Consider the following 22,261-nt stretch of genomic DNA (forward strand, 5'->3'; position numbering starts at 1 on the left):
GGCCAGCGTAGATCAGCCCAGCGGCAGCTCCACGCGCACCTGCCAGTCGCCCTCGTCGGGGCCGGTCCACGCCCGGCCGCCGAGCAGGGCCGCGCGTTCGCGTACGCCGCGCAGCCCGCTGCCGCGGCCGGGGCCGGGCAGACCGGCGGTCAGCGCGTTGCGGACCTCCAGGGCGAGGACGCCGTCGGTGACGTCGATCCGCACGCGCACGGGGACGGCGCCCGCGTGCCGCAGCACGTTGGTGAGGGACTCCTGCAGGATGCGGTAGCCCTCGCGGGAGAGCGGTCCGGGCACCCGCTCCAGCGGACCCGACAGCTCCGCGTCGACCTTCGCGCCCGAGGCGCGGGCCGACTCCAGCAGCTGGCCGGCGTCCGAGAGCGTGGGACGGGCGCTCACCGGGCGTTCGGACTCGCGCAGGACGCCGAGCACCCTTTCCAGGTCCTCCAGGGCGGCCCGGCCCGTCTCCTCGATGGCCTCCAGGGCCCGGCCGGTGAACGCCGGGTCGCCGGACGCGCGCGCGGCACCCGCCTGGACGACGGCGACCGTCAGGGCGTGACCGATGGAGTCGTGCAACTCGCGGGCGATGCGCGTGCGTTCCAGCAGCCGCTCGGTGCGCTCCTCCAGGGCCGCGACGCGTTCGGCGGGGGAGGGGCCCAGCAGGCGGCGGGCGACGGCGGTGACCAGGCTTCCGGAGCCGGTCACGACCGCGGCCAGCAGGACCAGCGGCAGCGGCGCCAGCAGCGCGTACCACCAGTGGTGGCCCGGCACACGCAGGAACGTGGCCCCGTCCGGCCCGCCTCCGCCCGCCGTGCGCACCAGGTCGACGGCGAGCATCGGCAGCTGGACGGTGAGGAAGGCGACGAGGCAGCCCACCAGCAGCCGGGTCTCCAGCCACAGCACGGTCCGCCCGCGGTCCCCCCAGGTCCGGGACGGCGCGGTGACGATGTCCACGTGTCCGCTGTCGTGCCGCTGGCCGAGCAGCAGCAGCCTGGCCTGCAACCCCTCCACGGTCCGCAGCGCGGGGACCGCTCCCGCGCAGGCGAGCAGCGCGGCCGCGGTGAACCAGGCGCCCGGCCGGTCGAAGACGTACCACCACATGGCCGGCCACACGACGGCCATGAACAGATGCAGCCATCGCGTGTACGTCACCGCCCGGCCGAACGGGCGCAGCATGCGGTCCATCACGTCATCGTGGCAGCCCGCACCGACAACCGGCCTCCCCCGCGCGGGGGAGGCGGACTCCACCGCCGGGGGAGGCGGGCGGTGCGCCCGGGCCGTCACGCTGCCGTCATGACCAGCATCGACGTGCGGAACCTCACCAAGAAGTACGGTGCCCGGACGGCCGTGGACGACCTCACCTTCAGCGTCCGCCCCGGCCGGGTCACCGGTTTCCTCGGCCCCAACGGCGCCGGGAAGTCGACCACCATGCGGCTCGTGCTCGGCCTCGGCCGGCCCACCTCCGGGACGGCGACCGTCGGCGGCCGCCCCTACCCGGCGCTGCGCGAACCGCTGCGGCACGTCGGCGCCCTCCTCGAGGCGCAGGCCGCGCACGGCTCCCGGACCGGCCGCGACCACCTGCGGGTACTGGCCGCGAGCAACCGCATCCCGGACCGCCGGGTCGAGGAGGTGCTGGAGGAGACCGGCCTCGCGGCGGTCGCGCGGCGCCGGGTGCGCACGTACTCCCTGGGCATGCGCCAGCGGCTGGGCATCGCCGCCGCCCTGCTCGGCGACCCCGGGGTCGTCCTGCTCGACGAGCCGTCCAACGGGCTCGACCCCGAGGGCATCGTCTGGATGCGCGCGCTGCTGCGCCGGCTCGCGGCGGAGGGGCGCACGGTGCTGGTCTCCAGCCACCTGATGAACGAGACCGCGTCCTTCGCCGACCACCTCGTCGTCCTCGGGCGGGGCCGCCTGCTGGCCGACACCCCGCTCCGGGACCTCATCCGCGCACGTGTGCGGCCCCGGGTGCGGATCCGCACCACCGACGCCACGGCGCTGAAAGACGTCCTCGCACGGCACGGTCACGACGTCGTCGAGCAGGACGACGGGCACTGGACGGTGGAGCACGCACGGGTGGAGGACATCGGACGCCTGACGTCCGCCGCGGGTGTCCCGATCCTGGAACTCGCCGCCGAGGAGGCCACCCTGGAGGAGGCCTACCTCGATCTGACCGGCTCCGAAGCCGAGTTCACCGCACCCCGGACCGGCCGGTCGGCCGCGCGGACGCAGGAGGCCTGACCGTGGAATTCACGCCCGTGCTCCACTCGGAGTGGCTCAAGATCCGCACCCTGCGGTCGCTGGTCGGCGCCCTGTGCGCGATCCCGCTCGCCACCGTGGCGTTCTCCGCTCTCGCGGCCGCCGACAGCGACGCGGCGGACACCGACGCGCTGTTCTCGGTGTTCTTCGGCGTCAGCTTCGGCCAGATCGCGGCGATCGCCTTCGGCGCGACGGCGGTGGCCGGCGAGTTCCGGGGCGGAGCCCTGCGCACCACACTGGCCGCGGTGCCGCGGCGCGGCCGGTGGTTCGCGGCCAAGGCGGTGGCGATCGCCGCACCCGTGCTGGTCGTGGGGCTGGTCACGGCGGGGGCGAGCCTGGCCGTGGGCAGGGCGGTGCTCGGGACGGAGGCGGACGGGCTGACCTGGACCGAGGAGGCGCGCGGTGTCGTCGGCTGCGCGGTCTACCTGACGTTGATGGCCCTGCTCGCAGCCGGCCTGACCGCCCTGCTGCGCAGCGGCGTCGCCACCTTGAGCGTCCTGATCCCGTTCCTGCTCGTCGTCTCGTTCGTGGTCGGGGACGTCTCCGGCTCGGTGGCGGACGTCCTGCCGGACAAGGCGGGCCAGGTGGTGCTGCACGAGACGTGGGACGGGGCGCTGGGGCCGTGGAGCGGAATGGCGGTGACCGCGCTGTGGACGTCGGCCGCGCTGCTGGCCGGAGCGTGGCGCCTGAGCGGCCGTGACGCCTGAGCGGCGGTGGCGCCTGAGCCGCCGAGACGGACGAGCCGGCGGGACGGACGAGTCGGCGGGACGGACGAGCGGGCGGGACGGACGAGTCGGCGGGACGACCCTTCCCCGGGCCCTGCTTGACGGTGGGCGCGCTTGACGCCCCGCCAATTGTCAGTGGCGGAGGGTTTACTGGACGCCATGGACATCGCGCGGTGCCTCGCCACGATCGACCTGCTGTGCGTACGGGACTTCCCCGCGGCGCACGGCAGGATCGAAGCGGGCAGCGGGGGACCCGGCTACCTCATGGCCGAGTTACTGACCAGCGACGACTTCTGGGAGGACGACGGGACCCGGTGGGAGGAGACGCGGACCCAGTACGAAGCCGACCGGGACGGTCTGACCGAGCGGCTGACCGAGCGCTGGGGACCGCCGCACGCGGTGAGCCTGGCGAGCACCTTCCTGCGGTCCCAGGACGGGCAGGACCCGGCCGAACCCTGGGCCACGCTGAGCGCCCACGTGCCGGACATACACCTGTGGAAGGTCCCCGGCACGGGCCGATGGCTCGCCCTCGGCGTGTCCCAGTGGGACAAGGAGCTGCCGTTCCAGCTGCTCGCGGTCGTCACGCCGGCCGAACCGCCGTGACGACCGGTCAGGAGCCCTCCGCCGCCACCCGCAGCCGGGCGAACTCCTGCGCCATCGTCTGCGCAGTCCAGTGCGCGTTCAGGCCGCTCGGATTGGGCAGCACCCACACGCGTGACTCGCCGATCAGCCGCTCCTGCGGGCCCACCCCGGCCCTGCGGTCGTCGAACGCCGCCCGGTACGCGGTGACGCCGACCACCGCCAGCCAGCGGGGCTTGTGACGGGCCACCTTCAGCGCCAGCCGCCGCCCGCCCTCGCGGTACTCCTCCGCGTCCAGTTCGTCGGCCCGCGCGGTCGCCCGCGCCACCACGTTCGTGATGCCGAGCCCGTACGACAGCAACTCCCGCTGCTCCGACGGCTCCAGCAGCCGGGGAGTGAAACCCGACAGGTGCAGCACCGGCCAGAAGCGGTTGCCGGGGCGGGCGAAGTGATGCCCCGTGGCCGCCGACATCAGGCCGGGGTTGATGCCGCAGAACAGCACCTTGAGGCCGTCCGCGACCACGTCCGGTATGACGCGGTCGCGGGCGGCCTCGAGCTGTGCCGGGGTGAACCGGGTCAGAGGATCGCTCCCGGCGTGTAGCCCGCGGCCTCCGGACGCTGCTTGACGATCTCCTCCACGCGGCCGACGACCGCGGCGACCTGGCCGGCGGCGGCGCCGGTGAAGGACAGCTTGTCGGCCATCAGCGCGTCGAGCTGCGCGCGGTCCAGCGGGATGCGCTCGTCGGCGGCGAGCTTGTCGAGCAGTTCGTTGCGCTCGGCGCCCTGCTCCCGCATCGCCAGCGCGGAGGCGACGGCGTTCTCCTTGATGGCCTCGTGCGCGACCTCCCGGCCGACGCCCGCGCGCACCGCGCCCATCAGCACCTTGGTGGTGGCCAGGAACGGCAGGTAGCGGTCCAGCTCACGGGCGACGACGGCGGGGAAGGCGCCGAACTCGTCGAGCACTGTCAGGAACGTCTCCAGCAGGCCGTCGAGGGCGAAGAACGCGTCCGGCAGCGCGACCCGGCGCACCACCGAGCAGGACACGTCGCCCTCGTTCCACTGGTCGCCGGCCAGTTCGCCGGTCATGGAGGCGTAGCCGCGCAGGATCACCATGAGGCCGTTCACGCGCTCGCAGGAGCGGGTGTTCATCTTGTGCGGCATCGCCGAGGAGCCGACCTGGCCCGGCTTGAAGCCCTCGGTGACCAGCTCGTGCCCGGCCATCAGCCGGATCGTCTTCGCCAGCGACGACGGGGCGGCGGCCAGCTGCACCAGCGCGGTGACGACCTCGTAGTCCAGCGAGCGCGGGTAGACCTGGCCGACCGAGGTGAACGCCTGCGAGAAGCCGAGGTGACCGGCGATCCGCTGCTCCAGCTCGGCGAGCTTCGCCGCGTCGCCGCCGAGCAGGTCCAGCATGTCCTGCGCGGTGCCGACCGGGCCCTTGATGCCGCGCAGCGGGTAGCGGGCCAGCAGCTCCTCCACCCGGCCGTAGGCCACGAGCAGCTCGTCGGCGGCGGTCGCGAAACGCTTGCCGAGGGTGGTGGCCTGCGCGGCGACGTTGTGCGAGCGCCCGGCCATGACCAGTTCGCCGTACTCGCCGGCCAGCTTGCCCAGGCGGGCCAGGACGGCCACCGTACGGTCGCGCATCAGCTCAAGGGACAGCCGGATCTGGAGCTGCTCGACGTTCTCGGTGAGGTCGCGGGAGGTCATGCCCTTGTGCACGTGCTCGTGCCCGGCGAGGTCGTTGAACTCCTCGATGCGGGCCTTCACGTCGTGCCGCGTGACCTTCTCGCGCTCGGCGACGGAGGCCAGGTCGACGGTGTCCAGCACGCGCTCGTAGTCGGCGATCGCCGCGTCCGGCACCTCGATCCCGAGGTCCTTCTGGGCCCGCAGCACGGCGAGCCAGAGCTGCCGCTCCAGCTTCACCTTCTGCTCGGGGGACCAGAGCGTGGCGAGCTCGGCGGAGGCGTAGCGTCCGGCGAGGACGTTGGGGATGCGGGGCTTGGCGGGAGCGGAAGTCACGTGTCCAGATTCTACTGGCGATTCGTGCAGGCCAGCGCCGCGGGGTTGTTCGGCGGAACCTACGAGACGCCCGTCACCCGCCGCCGCAGCGCAACCCACCGGCCCCGGCTACAGCAGCGGACCTTCGTACGGCAGCAGTTCGGGGCGCTTGGGCGCGCGGCCGTCGCCCGAGGAGCGGCCGGTCAGGCGGCGGCCGATCCACGGCAGGAGGTGGTGGCGGGCGAACCGGACGTCCGCGATCCGCCGGGCGCCCCAGCCCGGCGGAGGCGTCGCCGGGACGGGCGTGTGCCACTCGGGGTCCTCGGCCGCGTGGCCGAGCGTCTGCCACACCGCCTCCGCGACCCGGCGGTGTCCCTCGGGCGTCAGGTGCAGCCGGTCGACGTCCCACAGCCGGGGGTCGGCGAGCGAGGGGGCGCCGTACAGGTCGACGACCAGCGCGCCGTGCCGCGCCGCCAGTTCGTCGACGCAGGCGAACAGCTGCTCCATGCGCGGCCGGAACCGTTCGAGGACCGGCCCCTGCCGCCCGGGGCTGCGCATCAGCACCAGCCGCTCGCAGGACGGGGCCAGCCGTTCCACGGCCTCGGTCAGCAGGTCCCGCACCCGCCCCATGTCGCACTTCGGCCGCAGGGCGTCGTTGAGCCCGCCCACCAGCGTGACCACGTCCGCCCGCATGGCCGCCGCCACCGGGACCTGCTCGTCGACGATCTGTCCGATCAGCTTGCCGCGCACCGCCAGGTTGGCGTATCGGAAGCCGGGTGCGCGCGCGGCCATCCGGGCGGCCAGGAGATCGGCCCAGCCCCGGTAGGAGCCGTCCGGGAGCAGGTCCGACATGCCCTCGGTGAAGGAATCGCCCACGGCGACCAGGCTGGAATAGGTGGGGTTCGTCTGCATGGCGACAGCGATGGTATCCCGGCTCCATACCCGCCGGTCGGTCGGTCCCGGCGGCCGCTCACGCCGGCTGCCCGAACAGCTGCCGCAGCACGTCCTCCATGGTCACCAGGCCGGACAGCCGGCCGTCCGCGCCGAGCACCGCGGCCAGGTGCGTACGGCTGCCCCGCATCGCGGTGAGCACGTCGTCCAGCGGCGTGCCCTCCCGCACCCGCGCGATCGGCCGCATGTCGCCCACCTGGAACGGCACCTCGTGCGGGGAGGCGTCGAGGGCGTCCTTCACGTGCAGGTAGCCGACGATCCGGCGGGAGTCGTCCACCACCGGGAAACGCGAGAAGCCCGACTGCGCGGACAGCCGCTCCAGTTCCTCGGGGGTCACGCCCACGCGCGCGTAGACGACGCGTTCCAGCGGGAGGACGACGTCGCGCACCGGGCGGCTGCCCAGTTCCAGCGCGTCGTGCAGCCGCTCCCGGGCGCGCTCGTCGATCAGGCCCGCCTCACCGGCGTCCTTGACGATCTGGGCCAGCTCGGAGTCCGAGAACGTCGCGGTGACCTCGTTCTTCGCCTCGACCCGCAACAGCTTCAGCAGGGCGTTGGCGAAGGCGTTCACCGTGAAGATCACCGGGCGCAGCGCCCGGGACAGCGTGACCAGCGGCGGGCCGAGCAGCAGCGCGCTGCGCACCGGCTCGGCGAGCGCGATGTTCTTCGGCACCATCTCGCCGAGCAGCATGTGCAGATACGTCGCCAGGGCCAGCGCGATGACGAAGGACACCGCGTGCCCGGCGCCCGCCGGCACGCCCGACGCGTGGAACACCGGCTCCAGCAGGTGCGCGATCGCCGGTTCCGCGACCACGCCCAGGACCAGCGTGCACAGGGTGATGCCGAGCTGGGCGGCGGCCAGCAGCGCCGACACGTGCCGCAGACCCCACAGCACGCTCCGCGCCCGCCGGTCGCCCTCCTCGGCGTACGGCTCGATCTGCGAGCGCCGTACCGAGATCAGCGCGAACTCGGCGCCGACGAAGAAGGCGTTGACGACCAGGGTCGCCAGGCCGATCAGCAGCTGTACGGCGGTCATCGCTCGTCCTCCTGCTCGCGCTCGTCGTCGAGCGGCGCGTGCAGCAGCACCCGCGCGGCCCGGTGCCCGGACGCGTCCGTCACGTCCAGGTTCCACCCGGTGACCTCCACGCGGTCACCGACGGCCGGGATGCGGCCCAGCTCCGTCGCCACGAGACCGGCCAGCGTCTCGTACGGCCCCTCGGGCGCCTTGAGGCCGACGCGCGCCAGCTGGTCCACGCGGGCCGAGCCGTCGGCCGAGTACAGCGCCCGGCCGTCGTCGTCGCTGCCCGCCGGGGCCAGGTCGGGCGTCTCGTGCGGGTCGTGCTCGTCCCGCACCTCGCCGACGACCTCCTCGACGATGTCCTCCAGCGTGGCCACGCCCGCGGTGCCGCCGTACTCGTCGATGACCACGGCCATCGTGCGTCTGCCGGACAGCCGGTCGAGGAGCCGGTCGACGGTGAGGGTCTCCGGCACCAGCAGCGGCTCGCGCATCAGCTCCGAGACGGGCACGCGTGCCCGGCGCTCGGCGGGCACCGCCAGCACGTCCTTGATGTGCGCCGTGCCCACGACCGAGTCGAGGCTGCCGCGGTAGACCGGGAACCGGGACAGGCCCGTCGCCCGGGTCGCGTTCGCCACGTCCTCGCAGGTCGCCTGGGCGTCGAGGGCGACGACCTGCACGCGGGGCGTCATCACGTTCTCCGCGGTGAGGTCGGCGAGGTTCAGGGTGCGCACGAACAGTTCGGCGGTGTCGGCCTCCAGCGCGCCCTCCTTCGCGGAGTGCCGGGCGAGCGCCGCGAGCTCCTGCGGTCCGCGGGCGGCGGCCAGCTCCTCGGTCGGCTCCACGCCCAGGCGGCGCACCACCCGGTTCGCCATGTTGTTCAGGTGCGAGATGAAGGGGCGGAAGGCCGCGCTGAACCAGCGCTGCGCGTTGCCGACCCGTTTGGCCACGGCCAGCGGCGAGGAGATCGCCCAGTTCTTGGGCACCAGTTCGCCGACGACCATCAGGAACACCGTCGACAGGGCGGTGCCGAGCACCAGCGCCACGGAGCCGGCCGCCGAACGCGGGATGCCCAGCGCCTCCAGCGGACCGGCGATCAGCGCGGCGATCGACGGCTCGGCGAGCATGCCGACCACCAGGTTGGTGACGGTGATGCCGAGCTGCGCGCCGGACAGCTGGAACGTGAGGTTCCGTACGGCCTTCAGAGCGCCCGCCGCGCCGCGCTCGCCGCGCTCGGCCGCCCGCTCCAGTTCGCCGCGCTCGACCGTGGTGAGCGAGAACTCGGCGGCGACGAAGGCGCCGCAGGCGAGCGAGAGCAGGACCGCCACCAGCAGCAGGAGCACTTCCGTCATCGGGTCACCTCCGTCCCATGGTCGGACAGGGCGGGGAGGGTCGCTCTGCTGCGGCGACTACTGGGGGGCTCGCCCATGGGCGGACGCTCACACCTTTCATGGAGAACGGGTGGTCCGCGGGCGGCGGACCGAAGGGTCCCTCAAGGGTAAAGGATGGGCAAAAGGCTTCGGTGGGGAGGCCTGCGGCGGCCGCCCGCGTCAGCCGGCGAGTGGCTTCACCCAGCGCCGCCAACGCTCCTCGGGCGCGTAACCGGCCGCCCGCCACGCGTGGTGGGCCCGCTCGTTGTCCGTGAGCACCATCGCGTCGCCGCGCCGCCCGCCGAGCCGTACGAAGCGCTCCTCGGCGGCGGCGAGCAGTGCCGAACCGATTCCCCGGCGCCGCCGCCCGGGGTGCACCGCGAGCCGGTAGAGGTGGCAGCGCCAGCCGTCGAAGCCGGCGATCACCGTGCCGACGAGTTCACCGTCCTGTTCGGCCAGGATCAGCGCCCCGCGGTCGCGGGCCACCAGCCGCTCCACGCCGTCCCGGTCGTCGCTGATGCTGGTGCCTTCGGCGGCCGTCTTCCAGAAGGCCAGCACGGTGTCGAGGTCGGCCGCCGTCGCGGCCCGCACGCACAGATCGGTCATGCGCCGATCCCACCATCCCCCGACGGCCCCGGCCCGGAATTCCGGCATCCGGACACCGGCGGAGCGGGGGATCCGCCGGTGTTCCGTCACTCGTGCGCGATGGCCGCCAGCACGTTCATGCGGGAGGCGCGCAACGCGGGCAGCAGCGCCGCCACGATGCCGACGACCGCCGAGCCGACGACGACCGCGACGATGGTGCCCCACGGGATCGCGAGCGCCTTCATCCCCTGCAGCGCCAGCACCTGCTGCGTGCACACGCCCCACACCAGCCCCAGCGCCAGCCCCAGCACCGCGCCGAACACCGCGATCACCACGGACTCCAGCCGGATCATCCGGCGCAACTGCCGCCGGGCCAGTCCGATCGCGCGCAGCAGCCCGATCTCCCGGGTGCGCTCGACGACCGACAGGGCGAGGGTGTTGACCACACCGAGCACCGCGATGACGATCGCGAGCCCGAGCAGCGCGTAGACGAGGTAGAGCAGCACGGCGATCTGGTCGTGCACCAGCTTCTTGTAGTCGGCCTGGTCGCGGACCTGCACCTGCGGGTACGGGTCGAGCGTCCGCTCCAGCGCCTGGCGCAGCCGGTCGGGGCTCGTGCCGGAGGCCGCGTTGACGTACAGCGCCGAGTCCTGGCCGTCCGGCAGGTACTTCTCGACCGTCGCGATGCCGAGGACCAGGCCGCCCTGCATCCCGAACCCGTCGGAGGACTCCTGGTCGGTGAGGGCGCCGACCCGCAACTCGGTCCTCCGCCCGGCCGGGAACTCGACGGGGATCGTGCTGCCGACCCGGACGCGGTGCTTGCCGGCGAAGCCGGCGTCCATCCCGATGCTGCCGTCGGCCAGCGCCGCCGCCGAGCCGCCGGCCGCGTAGGGCACGTGCGCGACGTCGTCGAGGCGGTCGTCGTAGCCCGTGGCGGTCGTCTCCACCCGCTTGCCGTCCGGCAGCCGCACGGCAAGCGGCGCGAACCGCTGCCGTACGACGAGTCCGACGCCCCGGGTGCCGCGCACCTTGTCGGTGACCTCCTGCGGGAACGGCAGATAGTTGCCGTTCATGATCACGAAGTCGGCGCCGAGCGTCTTGTCGATCTGCTGGTCGAAGGACTTCGACATGGAGGCGCTCGCCACCGACATGCCGCCGACCAGGGCGAGACCCACCATCAGGGCCGCCGCGGTGGCCCCGGTGCGCCGGGGGTTGCGCAGGGCGTTGCGCTGGCTCATGCGGCCGATCGAGCCGAACAGGGCGGGGAAGGCGCCGCCGAGGACCCGGATCACGGGCCGCACCAGCAGCGGTCCGGCGATCACGGTCGCGATCAGGGTCAGCACCACACCGAGGCCCAGCAGGGAGGCGGCGGTGGCCGTCCGCGACGCCGCGGCGCAGCCGGCGAGCGCGGCCGCCCCGATCGCCCCGACGGACGCGCCGGCCACCGCGCGGGTGCGCAGCGGCCGTCCCGTGCCGGCGGTCTCGGCGTCCGCCAGCGCGGCCATCGGGGAGACCGCCGCCGCGCGCCGGGCCGGTAGATACGCCGCCAGGAAGGTGACGCCGACGCCGACGACGTACGCCGCCACCGGCGTGCCCCAGCCGACGACCATCTCCGTCGCCTTCAGGTTCATCCCGAACGCGCCCATGAGCTTGATCAGTCCGGCGGCGAGCCCGATGCCGGCCGCCAGGCCCAGCGTCGAGCCGACCAGGCCGAGCAGGGCCGCCTCGGTCAGCACGGACCGCCGCACCTGCCGCCGGTCGGCGCCGAGGGCCCTGAGCAGGCCGAGTTCCCGGGTGCGCTGGGCGATCAGCATGGAGAAGGTGTTGACGATCAGGAAGACGCCGACCAGGACCGCGATGCCGGCGAAGCCGAGCATCACGTACTTGATGACGTCGAGGAACCCGCCGAGGCTCTCGGTGGCCGACTTGGCCTCCTCCTCCGCGGTCTGGACGTCGTAGGCCCCGGCGCCGACCGCGGCGACGATCCGGTCCTTGAGTCGCGCGTCGCTCACGCCCCGCGCCGCGTCCACCGAGATGCTGGTCGCCTTGTCCGCCGAACCGAGCAGCCGGGCCGCCGCGGTGTCCGGGTCGAGGAAGACCAGGGCCGCGCCCGGGTTGGTGGTGGTGAAGGTCGCGATGCCGACGACCCGGACCTTGAAGGAGCCCGGCTGGGCGAGCACCGTCAGGGTGTCCCCGATCCGCACGTGCTTCTTGTCGGCGGTGTCGGCGTCCAGGAGCGCCTCGCCGGGGCCCCGCGGGGCGCGCCCGGAGGTCAGCTTCAGGGGGCTGCGGTCGGTGACGAACCAGTCGGTGGCCATGGTGGGCGCGCCGCTGGTCGAGCCGACCGACCGGTTCCGGCTGTCGACGACCGTGACGTTCTCGACGCTCACGTCCGCGTGCGCGGACGCGACCCCGGCGACCTTCGCCACGCGGTCCGCGAGCGCGGCCGGCACGGTCCGGACCGCTCCCGTCGGCACCCGGGAGTCGAGGTCCTTCCTGGGCTGGACCGTCACGTCGGCGGAGGTGGAGGCGAACAGCCGGTCGAAGGTACGGGTGACGGTGTCGGAGAAGATCAGGCTGCCCGCGACGAACGCCACGGACAGCAGGACGGCCAGCGCGGACAGCATCAGCCGGCCCTTGTGCGCCAGGAAGCTCCTGAGCGTCGCCTTGATCACGGTGTCAGCCCTCCTCGACGGCGGACGCGCCCCGGCCGGCGGCGGTCGTGTCCTGGCCGGTGGCGGACGCGCTCTCGCCGGTGGCGGGCGGGTCCTCGCCGACCTGGCCGCGGATCACGTCGAACCGCTTCATCCGCTCCAGCACCGCCTCCGCCGTCGGCCGCTCCATCTCGTCGACGATCCGTCCGTCGGCGAGGAAGAGCACCAGGTCCGAGCGGGCGGCGGCCCCCGGGTCGTGGGTGACCATGACGACCGTCTGGCCGAGATCGTCGACGGCCTGGCGCAGGAAGGCGAGCACCTCCAGGCCGGCCCGCGAGTCGAGGTTGCCGGTCGGCTCGTCCGCGAAGATCAGCTCGGGCCGGGAGACCAGCGCCCGCGCGCAGGCCACCCGCTGCTGCTGACCCCCCGACAGCTGCGCGGGCCGGTGCCCCAGCCGGTCCCGCAGCCCCAGGGTGTCGACGACCTGGTCCAGCCACTCCTGGTCGGGCCTGCGGCCCGCGATGTCCATGGGCAGGGTGATGTTCTCGGCCGCGGTCAGCGTCGGAATGAGGTTGAACGACTGGAACATGAACCCGATCCGGTCCCGCCGCAGCCGGGTCAGCTCACGTTCCCGCAGCCCCGTTATCTCGGTGTCGCCGAGCCAGACCTGCCCGGCCGAGACCGAGTCGAGCCCCGCCAGGCAGTGCATCAGCGTCGACTTGCCGGATCCGGACGGCCCCATGACCGCGGTGAACCGGCCGCGCGCGATGTCCACGTCCACCGAGTCCAGGGCGAGTACGGTCGTCTCGCCCGAGCCGTACGCCTTGGTCAGACCGCGGGCGCGGGCCGCGACCCCGTCGGCCGAGGCATGACCCGGTGCGGGCCGCGCAGCAGGTGTGGACAAGGCCGTCTCCCTCTGGACGTGTCGATTCCCCCGGTCGGCGCCGAGCCTAGTGCGGTCCGTTCGGCGTCCGGTACCCGCCGAAGGTCCCGGCTGATCTCCGGCACAGGCCGCACAGGCCGGGGCCGGGGAGGCATGCCGCGGCCCGGCGGCATCGGCTCGTGCTCGACGTGCGGGGCCGCCTCCGCGTGGACGGCGCGCCTGAGCGGACCGTGACTACCCGGTGCCCTCCGGCCGCCACGCGGTGCCCAGCACGCAGTAGGAGCTGGGCAGCACCGGCCCGTTCTCGGGCATCATCACCCGCCGGTAGGGGCCGAGTTCGAACCCGGCGTCGCGCAGGGCGGCGACCGGGTCCCGGGCCAGGTGGCAGCCGCCGCTCAGCGCCGGCCACAGGGTCCGGTCCAGCGTGCGCTGGGTCAGGACCATGAGCCGCCCGCCGCCCCGGCCGTGCTCGAAGAACCGGACGACCCCGCCCGGCCGGAGCACCCGCCGCACCTCGCCGAGGGCCCGTGTGACGTCCCGCACACTGCACAGCACCAGCGAGATCACCGCCGCGTCGTAGGCCTCGCTCTTGACCGGCAGCGCCTCGGCCGTGCCCGGCACCACGTCCACGGGCACCTCGGCGCGCAGGGCCGCCTCGACGGCCAGCCGCCGCAGCAGCCGCTCCGGTTCGATCGCCACGACCTCCGAGACGGTGTTCGGGTAGCGGGCGAAGTTCAGCCCGTTGCCCGCGCCGATCTCGATGACCCGCCCGGCCAGTCCGGTCAGCAGCCGGTCCCGGACGCCGGCCATGCCCATCCGCGTCTCGGCCCGCACACTGACCCGGGCGTAGCAACGGGCGAACAGCGGGTGGTGCACGGGATCCCGGGCCACCTTCGCGGAGCCGGACGGCCGAAGCGGCATGAGGACCTCCCCGTTCGAGTTCTTACCGCGATTCTGCCCACGAACCAGGCCCCCGCACCCCCGCCGAACCAGGCCCGCGCACCCCCGCCGGGGCTCGCCCGCACCCCCGCCGGGGCTCGCCCGCGCACCGCTGCGGCGGGTCAGCGCCCCGACAGGACGCGGGGAACCGCGCGACCGGCCACGACGGCACCGCAGCCGACCGGCGGTCCCCGGCGGTCCCCGGCGGTCCCCGGCGGCACGACGCGGCACGACGCGGCACGACGCGGCACGACGCGGCACCGCGCGGCACGGCCGGCGGAGCGCTCAGGCGGCCTCGCGCGTCCGGAACGCCTGCGCCTCCCAGGTACCGGCCAGGCGCGGGGCCAGCCAACCGGGCGCCGCGGCGCGGAAGGCGGCGGGGGACAGCGCCCCCGCCCCGGCCGGCAGGGCGCCCAGGAGCGGGGCGCCGGCGACCTCCGGCAGGTCGGTGAGGTTGCACCGCATCGCCAGGTCGGGCGCAGCGGGCCAGCTGCCGATCACCACGCCCAGCAACTCCACTTGACGGCAACGCAGTTCGCGGGCCGTCAGTTCGGTCGCGTTGAGCGTGCCGAGCCCGGCCGGCGCGACCACCAGCACCGGCGCCCCCAGCAGGGCGGCCGCGTCCGCCAGGGTGCCGCCCGTCTCGTCGAACCGGACGAGCAGCCCGCCCGCACCCTCGACGAGCACCAGATCGTGCTCGGCCGCCAGCTTCTGCGCGGCCTCGGCCACCTGGTACGGGCGGACCGGCGCCAGCCCCGCCCGCCGGGCGGCCGTCGCCGGGGCCAACGGCTCCGGATAGCGGGCCAGTTCGGCAGCCGTCACGGCGCCCGCGAGCCGGGCCACCTCGTCGGCGTCGCCGCGCTCGTCGGGCCGTACCCCCGTCTGCGCGGCCTTCAGCACCGCCACCGACCGGCCGGCGGCCAGCGCGGCGGCGGCGACCGCGGCCGTGGTGACCGTCTTGCCGACCTCCGTGCCCGTGCCCGTGATCACCAGTACCGGCATGTCATCCCTCCCGTGCGGCGGCGCACACCGCACGCGTGATCCGTGCCACGTCCGCGTCGCCCGTGACGTACGGCGGCATCGTGTAGACCAGGTCGCGGAACGGCCGCAGCCACACGCCTTCCCGTACGGCGGCGGCCGTGGCGGCCGTCATGTCCACCCCGTGGTCGAGCTGGACGACCCCGATGGCGCCGAGGACCCGTACGTCCTTCACGCCCGGAAGCTCCGCGGCCGGCGCCAGCCCCTCGCGCAGCCCCGCCTCGATCCGCCGGACCTCCGCCCGCCAGTCCTGGCCGAGCAGCAGCTCGACCGAGGCGCAGGCGACGGCCGCGGCGAGCGGGTTGCCCATGAAGGTCGGGCCGTGGGCGAGCACCGGCACCTCGCCCCGCGAGATCCCGTCGGCCACCCGGGAGGTGCACAAGGTGGCCGCCATCGTCAGATAGCCGCCGGTCAGCGCCTTGCCCACGCACATCACGTCCGGCGTCACCGCCGCGTGCTCCGCCGCGAACAGCGCCCCCGTGCGCCCGAACCCGGTGGCGATCTCGTCGAACACCAGCAGCACGTCGTGCGCGTCGCACGCCTCGCGCAGCACCCGAAGGTAGCCGGGGGAGTGGAACCGCATCCCGCCCGCGCCCTGCACCACCGGCTCGACGATCACCGCGGCCAGTTCGTCCGCGTGCTCCCCGATCGCCGAGCGCAGCCGCTCGGCGTACGCCTCGTCCCAGTCCGCCGGAGGCGCGTCCACGAACACCTGCCGGGGCAGCACCCCGGTCCACAGCTCGTGCATCCCGCCCTCGGGGTCGCACACCGACATCGGCTGCCAGGTGTCGCCGTGGTAGCCGCCGCGCCAGGTCAGCAGCCGCCGCTTGCCGGGGCGGCCCAGCGAGCGCCAGTACTGCAGGCACATCTTGACCGCCACCTCCACCGACACCGAGCCGGAGTCGGCGAGGAAGACGTGCTCCAGGCCGTCCGGCGAGATGTCGACGAGCAGCTTCGCCAGGCGTACGGCGGGCTCGTGGGTGAGCCCGCCGAACATCACGTGGCTCATCCGGCCGAGCTGCTCGCGGGCGGCCTCGTTCAGCACCGGGTGGTTGTAGCCGTGGATCGCCGACCACCAGGACGACATGCCGTCGACCAGCTCGCCCGAGCCGTCGGCCATGCGCAGCCGCACCCCGTCCGCCGACCCGACGACGAGCGGTTCGGCGCGGCCGGGCATCGGACCGTACGGATGCCACACGTGGCGCCGGTCGAGTTCCAGCAGTTCGGCGACGGGCAGGTCAGGCATTGGGCGCGAGGTCCGTTCCGGCGCCGCGACGGCGTACCGCGACCAGGTCGGTGCGCGGTTCGGCGGCCGTCGGCGCGGCCGGGGCGGCCGTCGCGGCCGTACCGCAGACACCTCCGCCCTCGTGCGACCCGCACCCGGCGCCCTCGGCGCCCTCGTGCGACCCGCATCCCGCGCCTTCGTGCGACCCGCACCCTCCGCCGGCCGCCGCCGCCCGGTGCTCCGGCAGGGTCACCTGCTCGCTGCCCTCCACCTCGAACCCGGCGTCGGCGATCATCTCCAGGTCGGCCTTGCCCGCCTGGCCCTCGCTGGTCAGGTAGTCCCCGAGGAAGATCGAGTTGGCCAGGTGCAGGGCGAGGGGCTGCATCGTGCGCAGGTGCACCTCGCGGCCGCCCGCGATGCGGACCTCGACGTCCGGGCACACGAACCGGACCATCGCCAGGATGCGCAGGCAGCGCTGCGGGGTGAGGTTCCACTCCTTGGCCAGCGGGGTGCCCTCGAACGGGATGAGGAAGTTGACCGGCACCGAGTCCGGGTCCAGCTCGCGCAGCGAGAAGACCACGTCCACCAGGTCCTCGTCGGTCTCGCCCATGCCCGCGATCAGGCCCGAGCAGGCCGACAGGCCGGCCGCGTGCGCCTTGTGCACGGTGTCCACGCGGTCGGCGTAGGTGTGCGTGGTCGTGATCTCCCCGTACGTCCCCTCGGACGTGTTGAGGTTGTGGTTGTAGGCGTCCGCGCCGGCCTCCCGCAGCCGCTCCGCCTGGCCGTCGGAGAGCAGGCCGAGGCACGCGCACACCTCGACGTCCTCGTTCTGCTCCTTGATCGCCTTGATGGTGTCCGAGACACGGTCCACGTCGCGGTCGGTCGGCCCGCGCCCGCTCGCCACCAGGCAGACCCGCTTGGCGCCGCCCGCCAGACCGGCCGCGGCGGCCTGGGAGGCCTCGTCGGGTTTGAGCCAGGTGTACTTCAGGATGTCGGCCTTGGAGCCGAGCCGCTGGGAGCAGTAGGAACAGTCCTCCGGACACAGTCCGGACTTGAGGTTGACCAGGTAGTTGAGTTTGACCCGTCGGCCGAACCAGTGCCGGCGCACCTTGCCGGCCGCGGCCACCACATCGAGCAGGTCGTCGTCGGAAGCGGCGAGGACGGCCAGAGCTTCCTCGCGGGTCGGCAGTTCGCGCCGAAGCCCCTTGTCCACCAGCGTGTTCAGCAGGTCCATGAGAGCCGATCCTGTCCTACGAGGCCGCCCGGGGCCAAGGAGAGTTTGAACAACGGAGACACTTCGATGTGTGGGTATCGCCACATCATGGGCCGGGGCACGTCCGGCTAGGGTCTGTCCACTGCCTACAAATGCCCCGGAGGAGCCATGGCGTTCGGCTGGATCGACGAGCAGGCGGAACTGCGCCGGCGTGCCGGACTCGTGCGGACCCTGCGCCCCCGTCCGGCCGATTCGCCGCTGCTCGACCTGGCGAGCAACGACTACCTGGGCCTGGCCCGTCACCCCGAGGTCGCCGAGGGCGCGGCGCGGGCCGCGCGGGTCTGGGGCGGTGGCGCGACCGGGTCCCGGCTGGTCACCGGCACCACCGAACTGCACGCCGAGCTGGAGCGCGAGCTGGCCGCCTTCTGCGGCTTCGAGGCGGCGCTCGTCTTCTCCTCCGGCTACGCGGCCAACCTCGCCGCCGTCACCGCGCTCGCGCCGCACGGCTCGCTGATCGTCTCCGACGCGGGCAACCACGCGTCGCTGATCGACGGCTGCCGGCTGGCCCGGGGCACCACCCAGGTCGTCGGGCACGCCGATCCGGAGGCGGTGCGCAAGGCGCTGGGCACGCACCGGGGCGCGGCCGTCGTCGTGTCCGACACGGTCTTCTCGGTCGACGGGGACGCGGCGCCGCTGGCCGGGCTCGCGGCGGCCTGCCGGGAGCACGGCGCCGGGCTGGTCGTCGACGACGCCCACGGGCTGGGCGTCCTCGGCGACGGCGGCCGCGGGGCGCCGCACGCGGTGGGGCTCGCGGGCGCCGACGACGTCGTGGTCACGGTCACGCTGTCCAAGTCGCTCGGCAGCCAGGGCGGCGCCGTCCTGGGTCCCGCCCGGGTGATCGACCACCTGGTGAACGCGGCCCGGACCTTCATCTTCGACACGGGGCTGGCCCCCGCGTCCGCGGGCGCCGCCCTGGCGGCCGTGCGGCTGCTCGGCCGCGAGCCGCAGCGGGCGGCGCGGGCCCGCGCGGTGGCGGCCGACCTGCACGCGCGTCTGACGGCCGAAGGCCTGCAGGCGGTACGGCCGGACGCCGCGGTCGTCTCCGTGCGCGCGCCGTCCCCGGAGGGGGCCGTGCGGTGGGCGGCCGACTGCCGGGCGGCAGGGCTGGCCGTGGGCTGTTTCCGTCCTCCTTCCGTGCCCGACGGCGTCTCCCGGCTCAGGCTGACCGCCCGCGCGGACCTCTCCGAGGCGCAGATCGAACACGCGGTGCGCGTGATCGGCGGGACTCGACCATGAGTCGGCGTGACACGGCCGGGCTCCGCACGAGGCGGATCTGATCAGCGCTTCAACGCGGCCGTGAAGCCTGCCCAGCTCCCCGGCGAGAAGAGCAGCGCGGGCCCGGCCGGTTCCTTGGAATCTCGGACGGCGAGCAGACCGGCCCACGGGCCGGACCGCGGCGCCGCCGTCTCCACGCAGTTGTTCGCGCCGGTGCTGTAGCTGCTGCGCAGCCACCGCACGCCGTGCGGAACGGTGCTGAAGGGGACGTTCCGAGGCAGTGCTGACATGGTGCCTCCTTACCCGCCGACGACTGTGCCGGCGAGGTAATCCAATGTGTCCTCGGGCGAAAGGGCTTGGATCTGAAGGGAGTTGAAGGCCTCCGCATAGGCCTGGAGGTCTTCTTTCCGTTCCAAGTGGAGGCTACTCGTCAGGTGGTCGAGAACGACCACATCCAGATCAGGAGTGCTCGAAAATGAGAAAATAACGAAAGATCCGGTGACGCCGACGTGCGCTCCGGCGCCGAACGGCAGGATCTGCAGCCGCACTTGCGGCAGGCGCGCCGCCTCGACCAGCCGTTCGAGCTGCCGCGCCATGACCTCGGGCCCGCCGATCTCCCGGCGCAGCACCGCCTCGTCCAGCACCGCGCTGAACTCCAGGGGCGGGTCGGCCCGCAGCACCTTCTGCCGGGCCAGGCGCACCTCGACCAGCGCGTCGAGCCCCGCGTCGTCCAGCCCGCGGGTCGCGGCCCGGGTCACCGCCCGCGCGTACTCGGGCGTCTGCAGCAGCCCCGGCACCACCGACGTCTCCAGGGTGCGCATCGCGTCGGCCTGGGACTCCAGGCTGATGAAGTCGCTGTAGTCCGGCGGCAGGATGCCGCGATAGGCGTGCCACCAGTGGTGCCGGCCGGTGTTCTCGTCCGAGCCCGCCAGCACCAGCATCAGATCGCGCAGCCGCGGATCGGACACCCCGTAGGCGTCCAGGAGCAACCGCACATCGGCCGGTTTCACCCCGCTGGTGCCCGTCTCGATACGACTGATCTTCGACTGGTGCCAGCCCACCAGCCGCGCCGCCTCACCGCTGGTGAGCCTCGCCTCGGCGCGCAGCGCGCGCAGTTCGGCGCCCAGCTTCCTGCGGCGCACCGCGGGACCGTGCTGCATGGGTCCCTCCTTACTCCTCATGAGGCGCCCCGATACGGTCTCTCGTGGCAGAGTTCACCGCTTTGAGCGACAGATATATGCATATCTCGGTGGATCGCCAGCCGTGGCCGGTGCGGTGATGGCAGTCTGACGGCCAAGCACCAGTCCGGGACCGTACTCGAACCATCCGCTCCGTGTCGGACCAGCGGTCCCGTGGGAAAGGGACGACGTCGCCATGGCAGACCATCTGGAAGCATCCGTCACCCTGCCGAGCGATCCCGCCTCGGTCTGCGCGGCCCGCACCTACGCGATCGACACCCTCGTGGAGTGGGGCCTGGCGCCGCACACGGAGGTGGCCGACACCGTCCGGCTGATCGTCTCCGAGCTCGCCACCAACGCCGTCCAGCACACCCTCGGGCAGTCGCCCACCTTCACCGTCGGACTCGAACTCGACCGCGACGAACAACTGCGCATCGGTGTCACCGACAGCCACCCCCGGTTCCCGAAGCGGCTGCCCGCCGCCGTCCAGCAGGACAACGGCCGCGGCCTGGTGATCATCCGCTGGCTGACCGCCGAGTGCGGCGGCAGGCTGTGCGTGCGCCCCACCCGGGAGGGCGGCAAGACCGTCTCCATCGAACTGCCGTGGAAGGTGCCGGCGCGGCCGGTGCCGGCGGCCGGCCAGCAGGAGTCGTAACGGTGCCTGTGCGAGGAGGACAGCGGCGCCGTGTTCGCCTCGGGCGTGGGGCGGCGCCGTACCGGCCTCGGGCGAGGGGCTCGGCGGCGTCACCGGCCTCGGCAGAGGGGCTCAGCGGCGCCGTACCGGCGGCTCGCGGTGGACGGCCGCGTCGCGCGGCGGTCCCGGCTGCCTGACGACGGGCGCGGCCTGCTGCTCGGCGGACAGGCCCGCCCGCCGCACCAGGCGGGGCAGCAGCCACCACAGGCCGAGGCACACGCACAGGGTCGCCGCGCCCGCGGCCACCCCGCCCGCCCGGCCCGTCGTCACGTCCACCACGAGCAGCACCGACCCGGTGAACGCCAGCACCAGCACACCCATGCCGGTGGTGGCGAGCCGTGAGGACACCTGGACGACGCGCGGTTTGGCGCCCCGCTGGAACAGCGAGCGGTGCAGCGCGGCCGGCGCGGTGAACAGGGCGGCGGCGAGGACCGCGAGCAGCAGTGTGGTGACGTAGGTGGCCCGCTGCACCGGGTCGAGGGACGGGAAGCGCGGGGTGAAGGCCAGGGTCAGCAGGAAGGCGAAGAGGATCTGCACCCCGGTCTGGGTGACGCGCAGTTCCTGGAGCAGTTCGCCGAAATTGCGGTCGGCGCGTTCCAGCGGGGTCTCGTTGCGTGCGGTGCAGGGGACGTGGTCGGCCATGGTTGAACGGGTAACCGCCCAGGGCCGTGTCACGCCTCGTGGGGTGGCGGCGTGTCAGGGCGCCGCCACCGCACGCAAGGATCAGCTGACCCGGCCGTACCAGACGCTCTTCGTCCAGATCTTCTGCAGTCTCACCACGTCCCCGGTCTTCGGGGCGTGCCAGATCTTCCCCTTTCCGGCATAGATGCCGACGTGGTAGACGTACGAACCCGAATGGAAGAACACGAGGTCTCCGGCCTTGCGGCTCTTGGCGGAGATGTGGCGGGTCTTGTTGTACTGCTGGGCCGCGGTACGCGGCAGGCTCTTGCCCGCCTTCTTGAACGAGTACAGCGTGAGCCCGGAGCAGTCGAACCGGTGCGGACCGGTGGCGCCCCACCGGTAGGGCGAACCCTTCTTGGAAGCCGCGATCTGAAGTGCTTTCGTCGCGGGCGTCGCGGCGGCCGCGTCGGAGCTGAAGCCCGGGACCACGACCGAGCCGCCCACCGCGGCGATGGTGAGGGCCGAGGCCGTGCCGGCCCGGACGATCAGCGACGGGACACGATTGAGCGCAGTCATGCGCAACCCTTCGTCAGCCGCCTGTGAAGGATGACCTGTCGGATTCGGGCTGGCGAAGTTGCCCGGCCGCTCGCGCGGCTTCACCCCAAGGGCTGCTCGGCCCGGTCATGGCGTGACCGTTCCGGCGACCCGTCGTGCTCGGGTCCTCCACTCCTGCCGATCCACTCCTGTCGACCGGTCATCCGGGCGGCGGCAGGACTCGGCGTCCGCCCGGATCGCCCCGCCGCGGCGGCGGGGGCTTGTCGTCAGACACGGATCTTGGCTCACGGATGTCCGAAAAGCCCAACGGAAACGGGGATTTGTGTTGTTACTCACCACTCACCCGTTCGGGTGGGCAGCCCTGTGTTCGGACGCGCGTCATCACCTGCGAAGCGGCCCGGACCAGCGAAGAAATGCCTCATTCCGCCTTCCGGTCGGGCCGGTTGCGCAACTCGACCGGTCAAAAAAGAGGAGGTGTGTCTAGTCCGGAAGGCGGTACGCCGTTTGGTCCGT

At 73.5% G+C, this 22,261-nt stretch carries 22 protein-coding genes and 1 riboswitch; of the genes, 5 read left to right on the plus strand and 17 right to left on the minus strand.

The annotated features are described in order from the left end of the window. Positions 1-12: 12 nt before the first annotated feature. Positions 13-1,182 carry a sensor histidine kinase gene (locus VKA29_RS09670; protein ID WP_324784889.1) on the minus strand — a complete coding sequence of 390 codons (1,170 nt, stop codon included), beginning with the start codon at positions 1,180-1,182 and terminating at the stop codon, positions 13-15. Positions 1,183-1,290: 108 nt separating this feature from the next. Here VKA29_RS09670 and VKA29_RS09675 point away from each other — a divergent pair, with 108 nt between their 5' ends. The 3 genes from VKA29_RS09675 to VKA29_RS09685 all read left to right on the plus strand — a co-directional run bounded on the left by VKA29_RS09675 (position 1,291) and on the right by VKA29_RS09685 (position 3,581). Next, a complete protein-coding gene (locus tag VKA29_RS09675; protein ID WP_324784890.1) occupies positions 1,291-2,235 on the plus strand; it encodes an ABC transporter ATP-binding protein in 945 nt (314 codons plus the stop codon). A 2-nt stretch (positions 2,236-2,237) separates the two neighbouring features. Next, positions 2,238-2,960: an ABC transporter permease subunit gene (locus VKA29_RS09680; protein ID WP_324784891.1), complete on the plus strand. Its 723-nt coding sequence runs from the start codon at positions 2,238-2,240 to the stop codon at positions 2,958-2,960. A gap of 177 nt (positions 2,961-3,137) precedes the next feature. Continuing rightward, positions 3,138-3,581, plus strand: a complete 444-nt coding sequence (locus VKA29_RS09685) for a hypothetical protein (protein WP_324784892.1) — start codon at positions 3,138-3,140, stop codon at positions 3,579-3,581. 7 nt (positions 3,582-3,588) lie between these two features. Here the strand turns inward: VKA29_RS09685 and mug are convergent, their stop codons facing one another. The 12 genes from mug to bioB all read right to left on the minus strand — a co-directional run bounded on the left by mug (position 3,589) and on the right by bioB (position 17,446). Beyond that, positions 3,589-4,089 carry a G/U mismatch-specific DNA glycosylase gene (gene mug / locus VKA29_RS09690; protein ID WP_324785069.1) on the minus strand — a complete coding sequence of 167 codons (501 nt, stop codon included), beginning with the start codon at positions 4,087-4,089 and terminating at the stop codon, positions 3,589-3,591. Positions 4,090-4,133: 44 nt separating this feature from the next. Next, complete coding sequence (purB, locus tag VKA29_RS09695) at positions 4,134-5,576, minus strand: adenylosuccinate lyase (protein ID WP_324784893.1); 1,443 nt, start codon at positions 5,574-5,576, stop codon at positions 4,134-4,136. Positions 5,577-5,684: 108 nt separating this feature from the next. Then, on the minus strand, positions 5,685-6,467 hold the full coding sequence (locus tag VKA29_RS09700) for an SGNH/GDSL hydrolase family protein (protein WP_324784894.1): 783 nt from the start codon (positions 6,465-6,467) through the stop codon (positions 5,685-5,687). A 58-nt stretch (positions 6,468-6,525) separates the two neighbouring features. Next, positions 6,526-7,539: a hemolysin family protein gene (locus tag VKA29_RS09705; protein WP_324784895.1), complete on the minus strand. Its 1,014-nt coding sequence runs from the start codon at positions 7,537-7,539 to the stop codon at positions 6,526-6,528. Then, positions 7,536-8,870, minus strand: coding sequence for a hemolysin family protein (locus VKA29_RS09710; protein ID WP_324784896.1), 1,335 nt, complete (start codon positions 8,868-8,870; stop codon positions 7,536-7,538). Before VKA29_RS09710 ends, VKA29_RS09705 begins: the two co-directional genes overlap by 4 nt. A 198-nt stretch (positions 8,871-9,068) precedes the next feature. Then, a complete protein-coding gene (locus VKA29_RS09715; protein ID WP_324784897.1) occupies positions 9,069-9,494 on the minus strand; it encodes a GNAT family N-acetyltransferase in 426 nt (141 codons plus the stop codon). Between the two features lie 86 nt (positions 9,495-9,580). After that, positions 9,581-12,148 carry an ABC transporter permease gene (locus tag VKA29_RS09720; protein ID WP_324784898.1) on the minus strand — a complete coding sequence of 856 codons (2,568 nt, stop codon included), beginning with the start codon at positions 12,146-12,148 and terminating at the stop codon, positions 9,581-9,583. A 4-nt stretch (positions 12,149-12,152) separates the two neighbouring features. Continuing rightward, positions 12,153-13,031, minus strand: coding sequence for an ABC transporter ATP-binding protein (locus VKA29_RS09725; RefSeq protein WP_324784900.1), 879 nt, complete (start codon positions 13,029-13,031; stop codon positions 12,153-12,155). A 213-nt stretch (positions 13,032-13,244) separates the two neighbouring features. Further along, on the minus strand, positions 13,245-13,931 hold the full coding sequence (locus VKA29_RS09730) for a class I SAM-dependent methyltransferase (protein WP_324784901.1): 687 nt from the start codon (positions 13,929-13,931) through the stop codon (positions 13,245-13,247). Between the two features lie 303 nt (positions 13,932-14,234). Then, the gene (gene bioD, locus VKA29_RS09735) at positions 14,235-14,951 is read right to left on the minus strand and encodes a dethiobiotin synthase (protein WP_324784902.1); all 717 of its coding nucleotides are present in this window, start codon (positions 14,949-14,951) and stop codon (positions 14,235-14,237) included. 1 nt (position 14,952) lies between these two features. Then, entirely contained in the window at positions 14,953-16,233 is a 1,281-nt protein-coding gene (locus tag VKA29_RS09740) for an adenosylmethionine--8-amino-7-oxononanoate transaminase (RefSeq protein ID WP_324784904.1), read from the minus strand. After that, positions 16,226-17,446, minus strand: a complete 1,221-nt coding sequence (bioB, locus tag VKA29_RS09745) for a biotin synthase BioB (RefSeq protein ID WP_324784905.1) — start codon at positions 17,444-17,446, stop codon at positions 16,226-16,228. Before bioB ends, VKA29_RS09740 begins: the two co-directional genes overlap by 8 nt. 147 nt (positions 17,447-17,593) lie before the next feature. Between bioB and VKA29_RS09750 the strand changes: the two genes are divergently transcribed. Then, entirely contained in the window at positions 17,594-18,721 is a 1,128-nt protein-coding gene (locus VKA29_RS09750) for an 8-amino-7-oxononanoate synthase (protein WP_324784906.1), read from the plus strand. 41 nt (positions 18,722-18,762) lie between these two features. On the opposite strand, the gene VKA29_RS09755 is transcribed toward VKA29_RS09750, so the two are convergent. Together VKA29_RS09755 and VKA29_RS09760 are read right to left on the minus strand one after the other, a co-directional pair. Continuing rightward, positions 18,763-18,990 carry a DUF397 domain-containing protein gene (locus VKA29_RS09755; protein ID WP_324784907.1) on the minus strand — a complete coding sequence of 76 codons (228 nt, stop codon included), beginning with the start codon at positions 18,988-18,990 and terminating at the stop codon, positions 18,763-18,765. Between the two features lie 9 nt (positions 18,991-18,999). Next, positions 19,000-19,860, minus strand: coding sequence for a helix-turn-helix transcriptional regulator (locus VKA29_RS09760; protein WP_324784908.1), 861 nt, complete (start codon positions 19,858-19,860; stop codon positions 19,000-19,002). Between the two features lie 214 nt (positions 19,861-20,074). Here VKA29_RS09760 and VKA29_RS09765 point away from each other — a divergent pair, with 214 nt between their 5' ends. Then, the gene (locus tag VKA29_RS09765) at positions 20,075-20,533 is read left to right on the plus strand and encodes an ATP-binding protein (protein WP_324784909.1); all 459 of its coding nucleotides are present in this window, start codon (positions 20,075-20,077) and stop codon (positions 20,531-20,533) included. A 111-nt stretch (positions 20,534-20,644) separates the two neighbouring features. Here the strand turns inward: VKA29_RS09765 and VKA29_RS09770 are convergent, their stop codons facing one another. Continuing rightward, positions 20,645-21,214 carry a DUF6328 family protein gene (locus tag VKA29_RS09770; RefSeq protein WP_324784910.1) on the minus strand — a complete coding sequence of 190 codons (570 nt, stop codon included), beginning with the start codon at positions 21,212-21,214 and terminating at the stop codon, positions 20,645-20,647. A gap of 81 nt (positions 21,215-21,295) precedes the next feature. After that, positions 21,296-21,769: a C40 family peptidase gene (locus VKA29_RS09775; RefSeq protein WP_324784911.1), complete on the minus strand. Its 474-nt coding sequence runs from the start codon at positions 21,767-21,769 to the stop codon at positions 21,296-21,298. A gap of 3 nt (positions 21,770-21,772) precedes the next feature. Next, a riboswitch (cyclic di-AMP (ydaO/yuaA leader) is annotated at positions 21,773-21,984 on the minus strand. Positions 21,985-22,261: the final 277 nt, after the last annotated feature.

Origin of the sequence: Streptomyces sp. H51, assembly GCF_035656535.1 — a bacterium.
GTDB lineage: Bacteria > Actinomycetota > Actinomycetes > Streptomycetales > Streptomycetaceae > Streptomyces.

Excerpts from the sequence above, each read along its gene's own strand:
- VKA29_RS09670 (WP_324784889.1), bottom strand. The coding sequence starts at position 1,182 with ATGGACCGCATGCTGCGCCCGTTCGGCCGGGCGGTGACGTACACGCGA.
- VKA29_RS09675 (WP_324784890.1), top strand. The coding sequence starts at position 1,291 with ATGACCAGCATCGACGTGCGGAACCTCACCAAGAAGTACGGTGCCCGG.
- VKA29_RS09685 (WP_324784892.1), top strand. The coding sequence starts at position 3,138 with ATGGACATCGCGCGGTGCCTCGCCACGATCGACCTGCTGTGCGTACGG.
- VKA29_RS09700 (WP_324784894.1), bottom strand. The coding sequence starts at position 6,467 with ATGCAGACGAACCCCACCTATTCCAGCCTGGTCGCCGTGGGCGATTCC.
- VKA29_RS09705 (WP_324784895.1), bottom strand. The coding sequence starts at position 7,539 with ATGACCGCCGTACAGCTGCTGATCGGCCTGGCGACCCTGGTCGTCAAC.
- VKA29_RS09710 (WP_324784896.1), bottom strand. The coding sequence starts at position 8,870 with ATGACGGAAGTGCTCCTGCTGCTGGTGGCGGTCCTGCTCTCGCTCGCC.
- VKA29_RS09715 (WP_324784897.1), bottom strand. The coding sequence starts at position 9,494 with ATGACCGATCTGTGCGTGCGGGCCGCGACGGCGGCCGACCTCGACACC.
- VKA29_RS09730 (WP_324784901.1), bottom strand. The coding sequence starts at position 13,931 with ATGCCGCTTCGGCCGTCCGGCTCCGCGAAGGTGGCCCGGGATCCCGTG.
- bioD (WP_324784902.1), bottom strand. The coding sequence starts at position 14,951 with ATGCCGGTACTGGTGATCACGGGCACGGGCACGGAGGTCGGCAAGACG.
- VKA29_RS09740 (WP_324784904.1), bottom strand. The coding sequence starts at position 16,233 with ATGCCTGACCTGCCCGTCGCCGAACTGCTGGAACTCGACCGGCGCCAC.
- bioB (WP_324784905.1), bottom strand. The coding sequence starts at position 17,446 with ATGGACCTGCTGAACACGCTGGTGGACAAGGGGCTTCGGCGCGAACTG.
- VKA29_RS09750 (WP_324784906.1), top strand. The coding sequence starts at position 17,594 with ATGGCGTTCGGCTGGATCGACGAGCAGGCGGAACTGCGCCGGCGTGCC.
- VKA29_RS09755 (WP_324784907.1), bottom strand. The coding sequence starts at position 18,990 with ATGTCAGCACTGCCTCGGAACGTCCCCTTCAGCACCGTTCCGCACGGC.
- VKA29_RS09760 (WP_324784908.1), bottom strand. The coding sequence starts at position 19,860 with ATGCAGCACGGTCCCGCGGTGCGCCGCAGGAAGCTGGGCGCCGAACTG.
- VKA29_RS09765 (WP_324784909.1), top strand. The coding sequence starts at position 20,075 with ATGGCAGACCATCTGGAAGCATCCGTCACCCTGCCGAGCGATCCCGCC.
- VKA29_RS09770 (WP_324784910.1), bottom strand. The coding sequence starts at position 21,214 with ATGGCCGACCACGTCCCCTGCACCGCACGCAACGAGACCCCGCTGGAA.
- VKA29_RS09775 (WP_324784911.1), bottom strand. The coding sequence starts at position 21,769 with ATGACTGCGCTCAATCGTGTCCCGTCGCTGATCGTCCGGGCCGGCACG.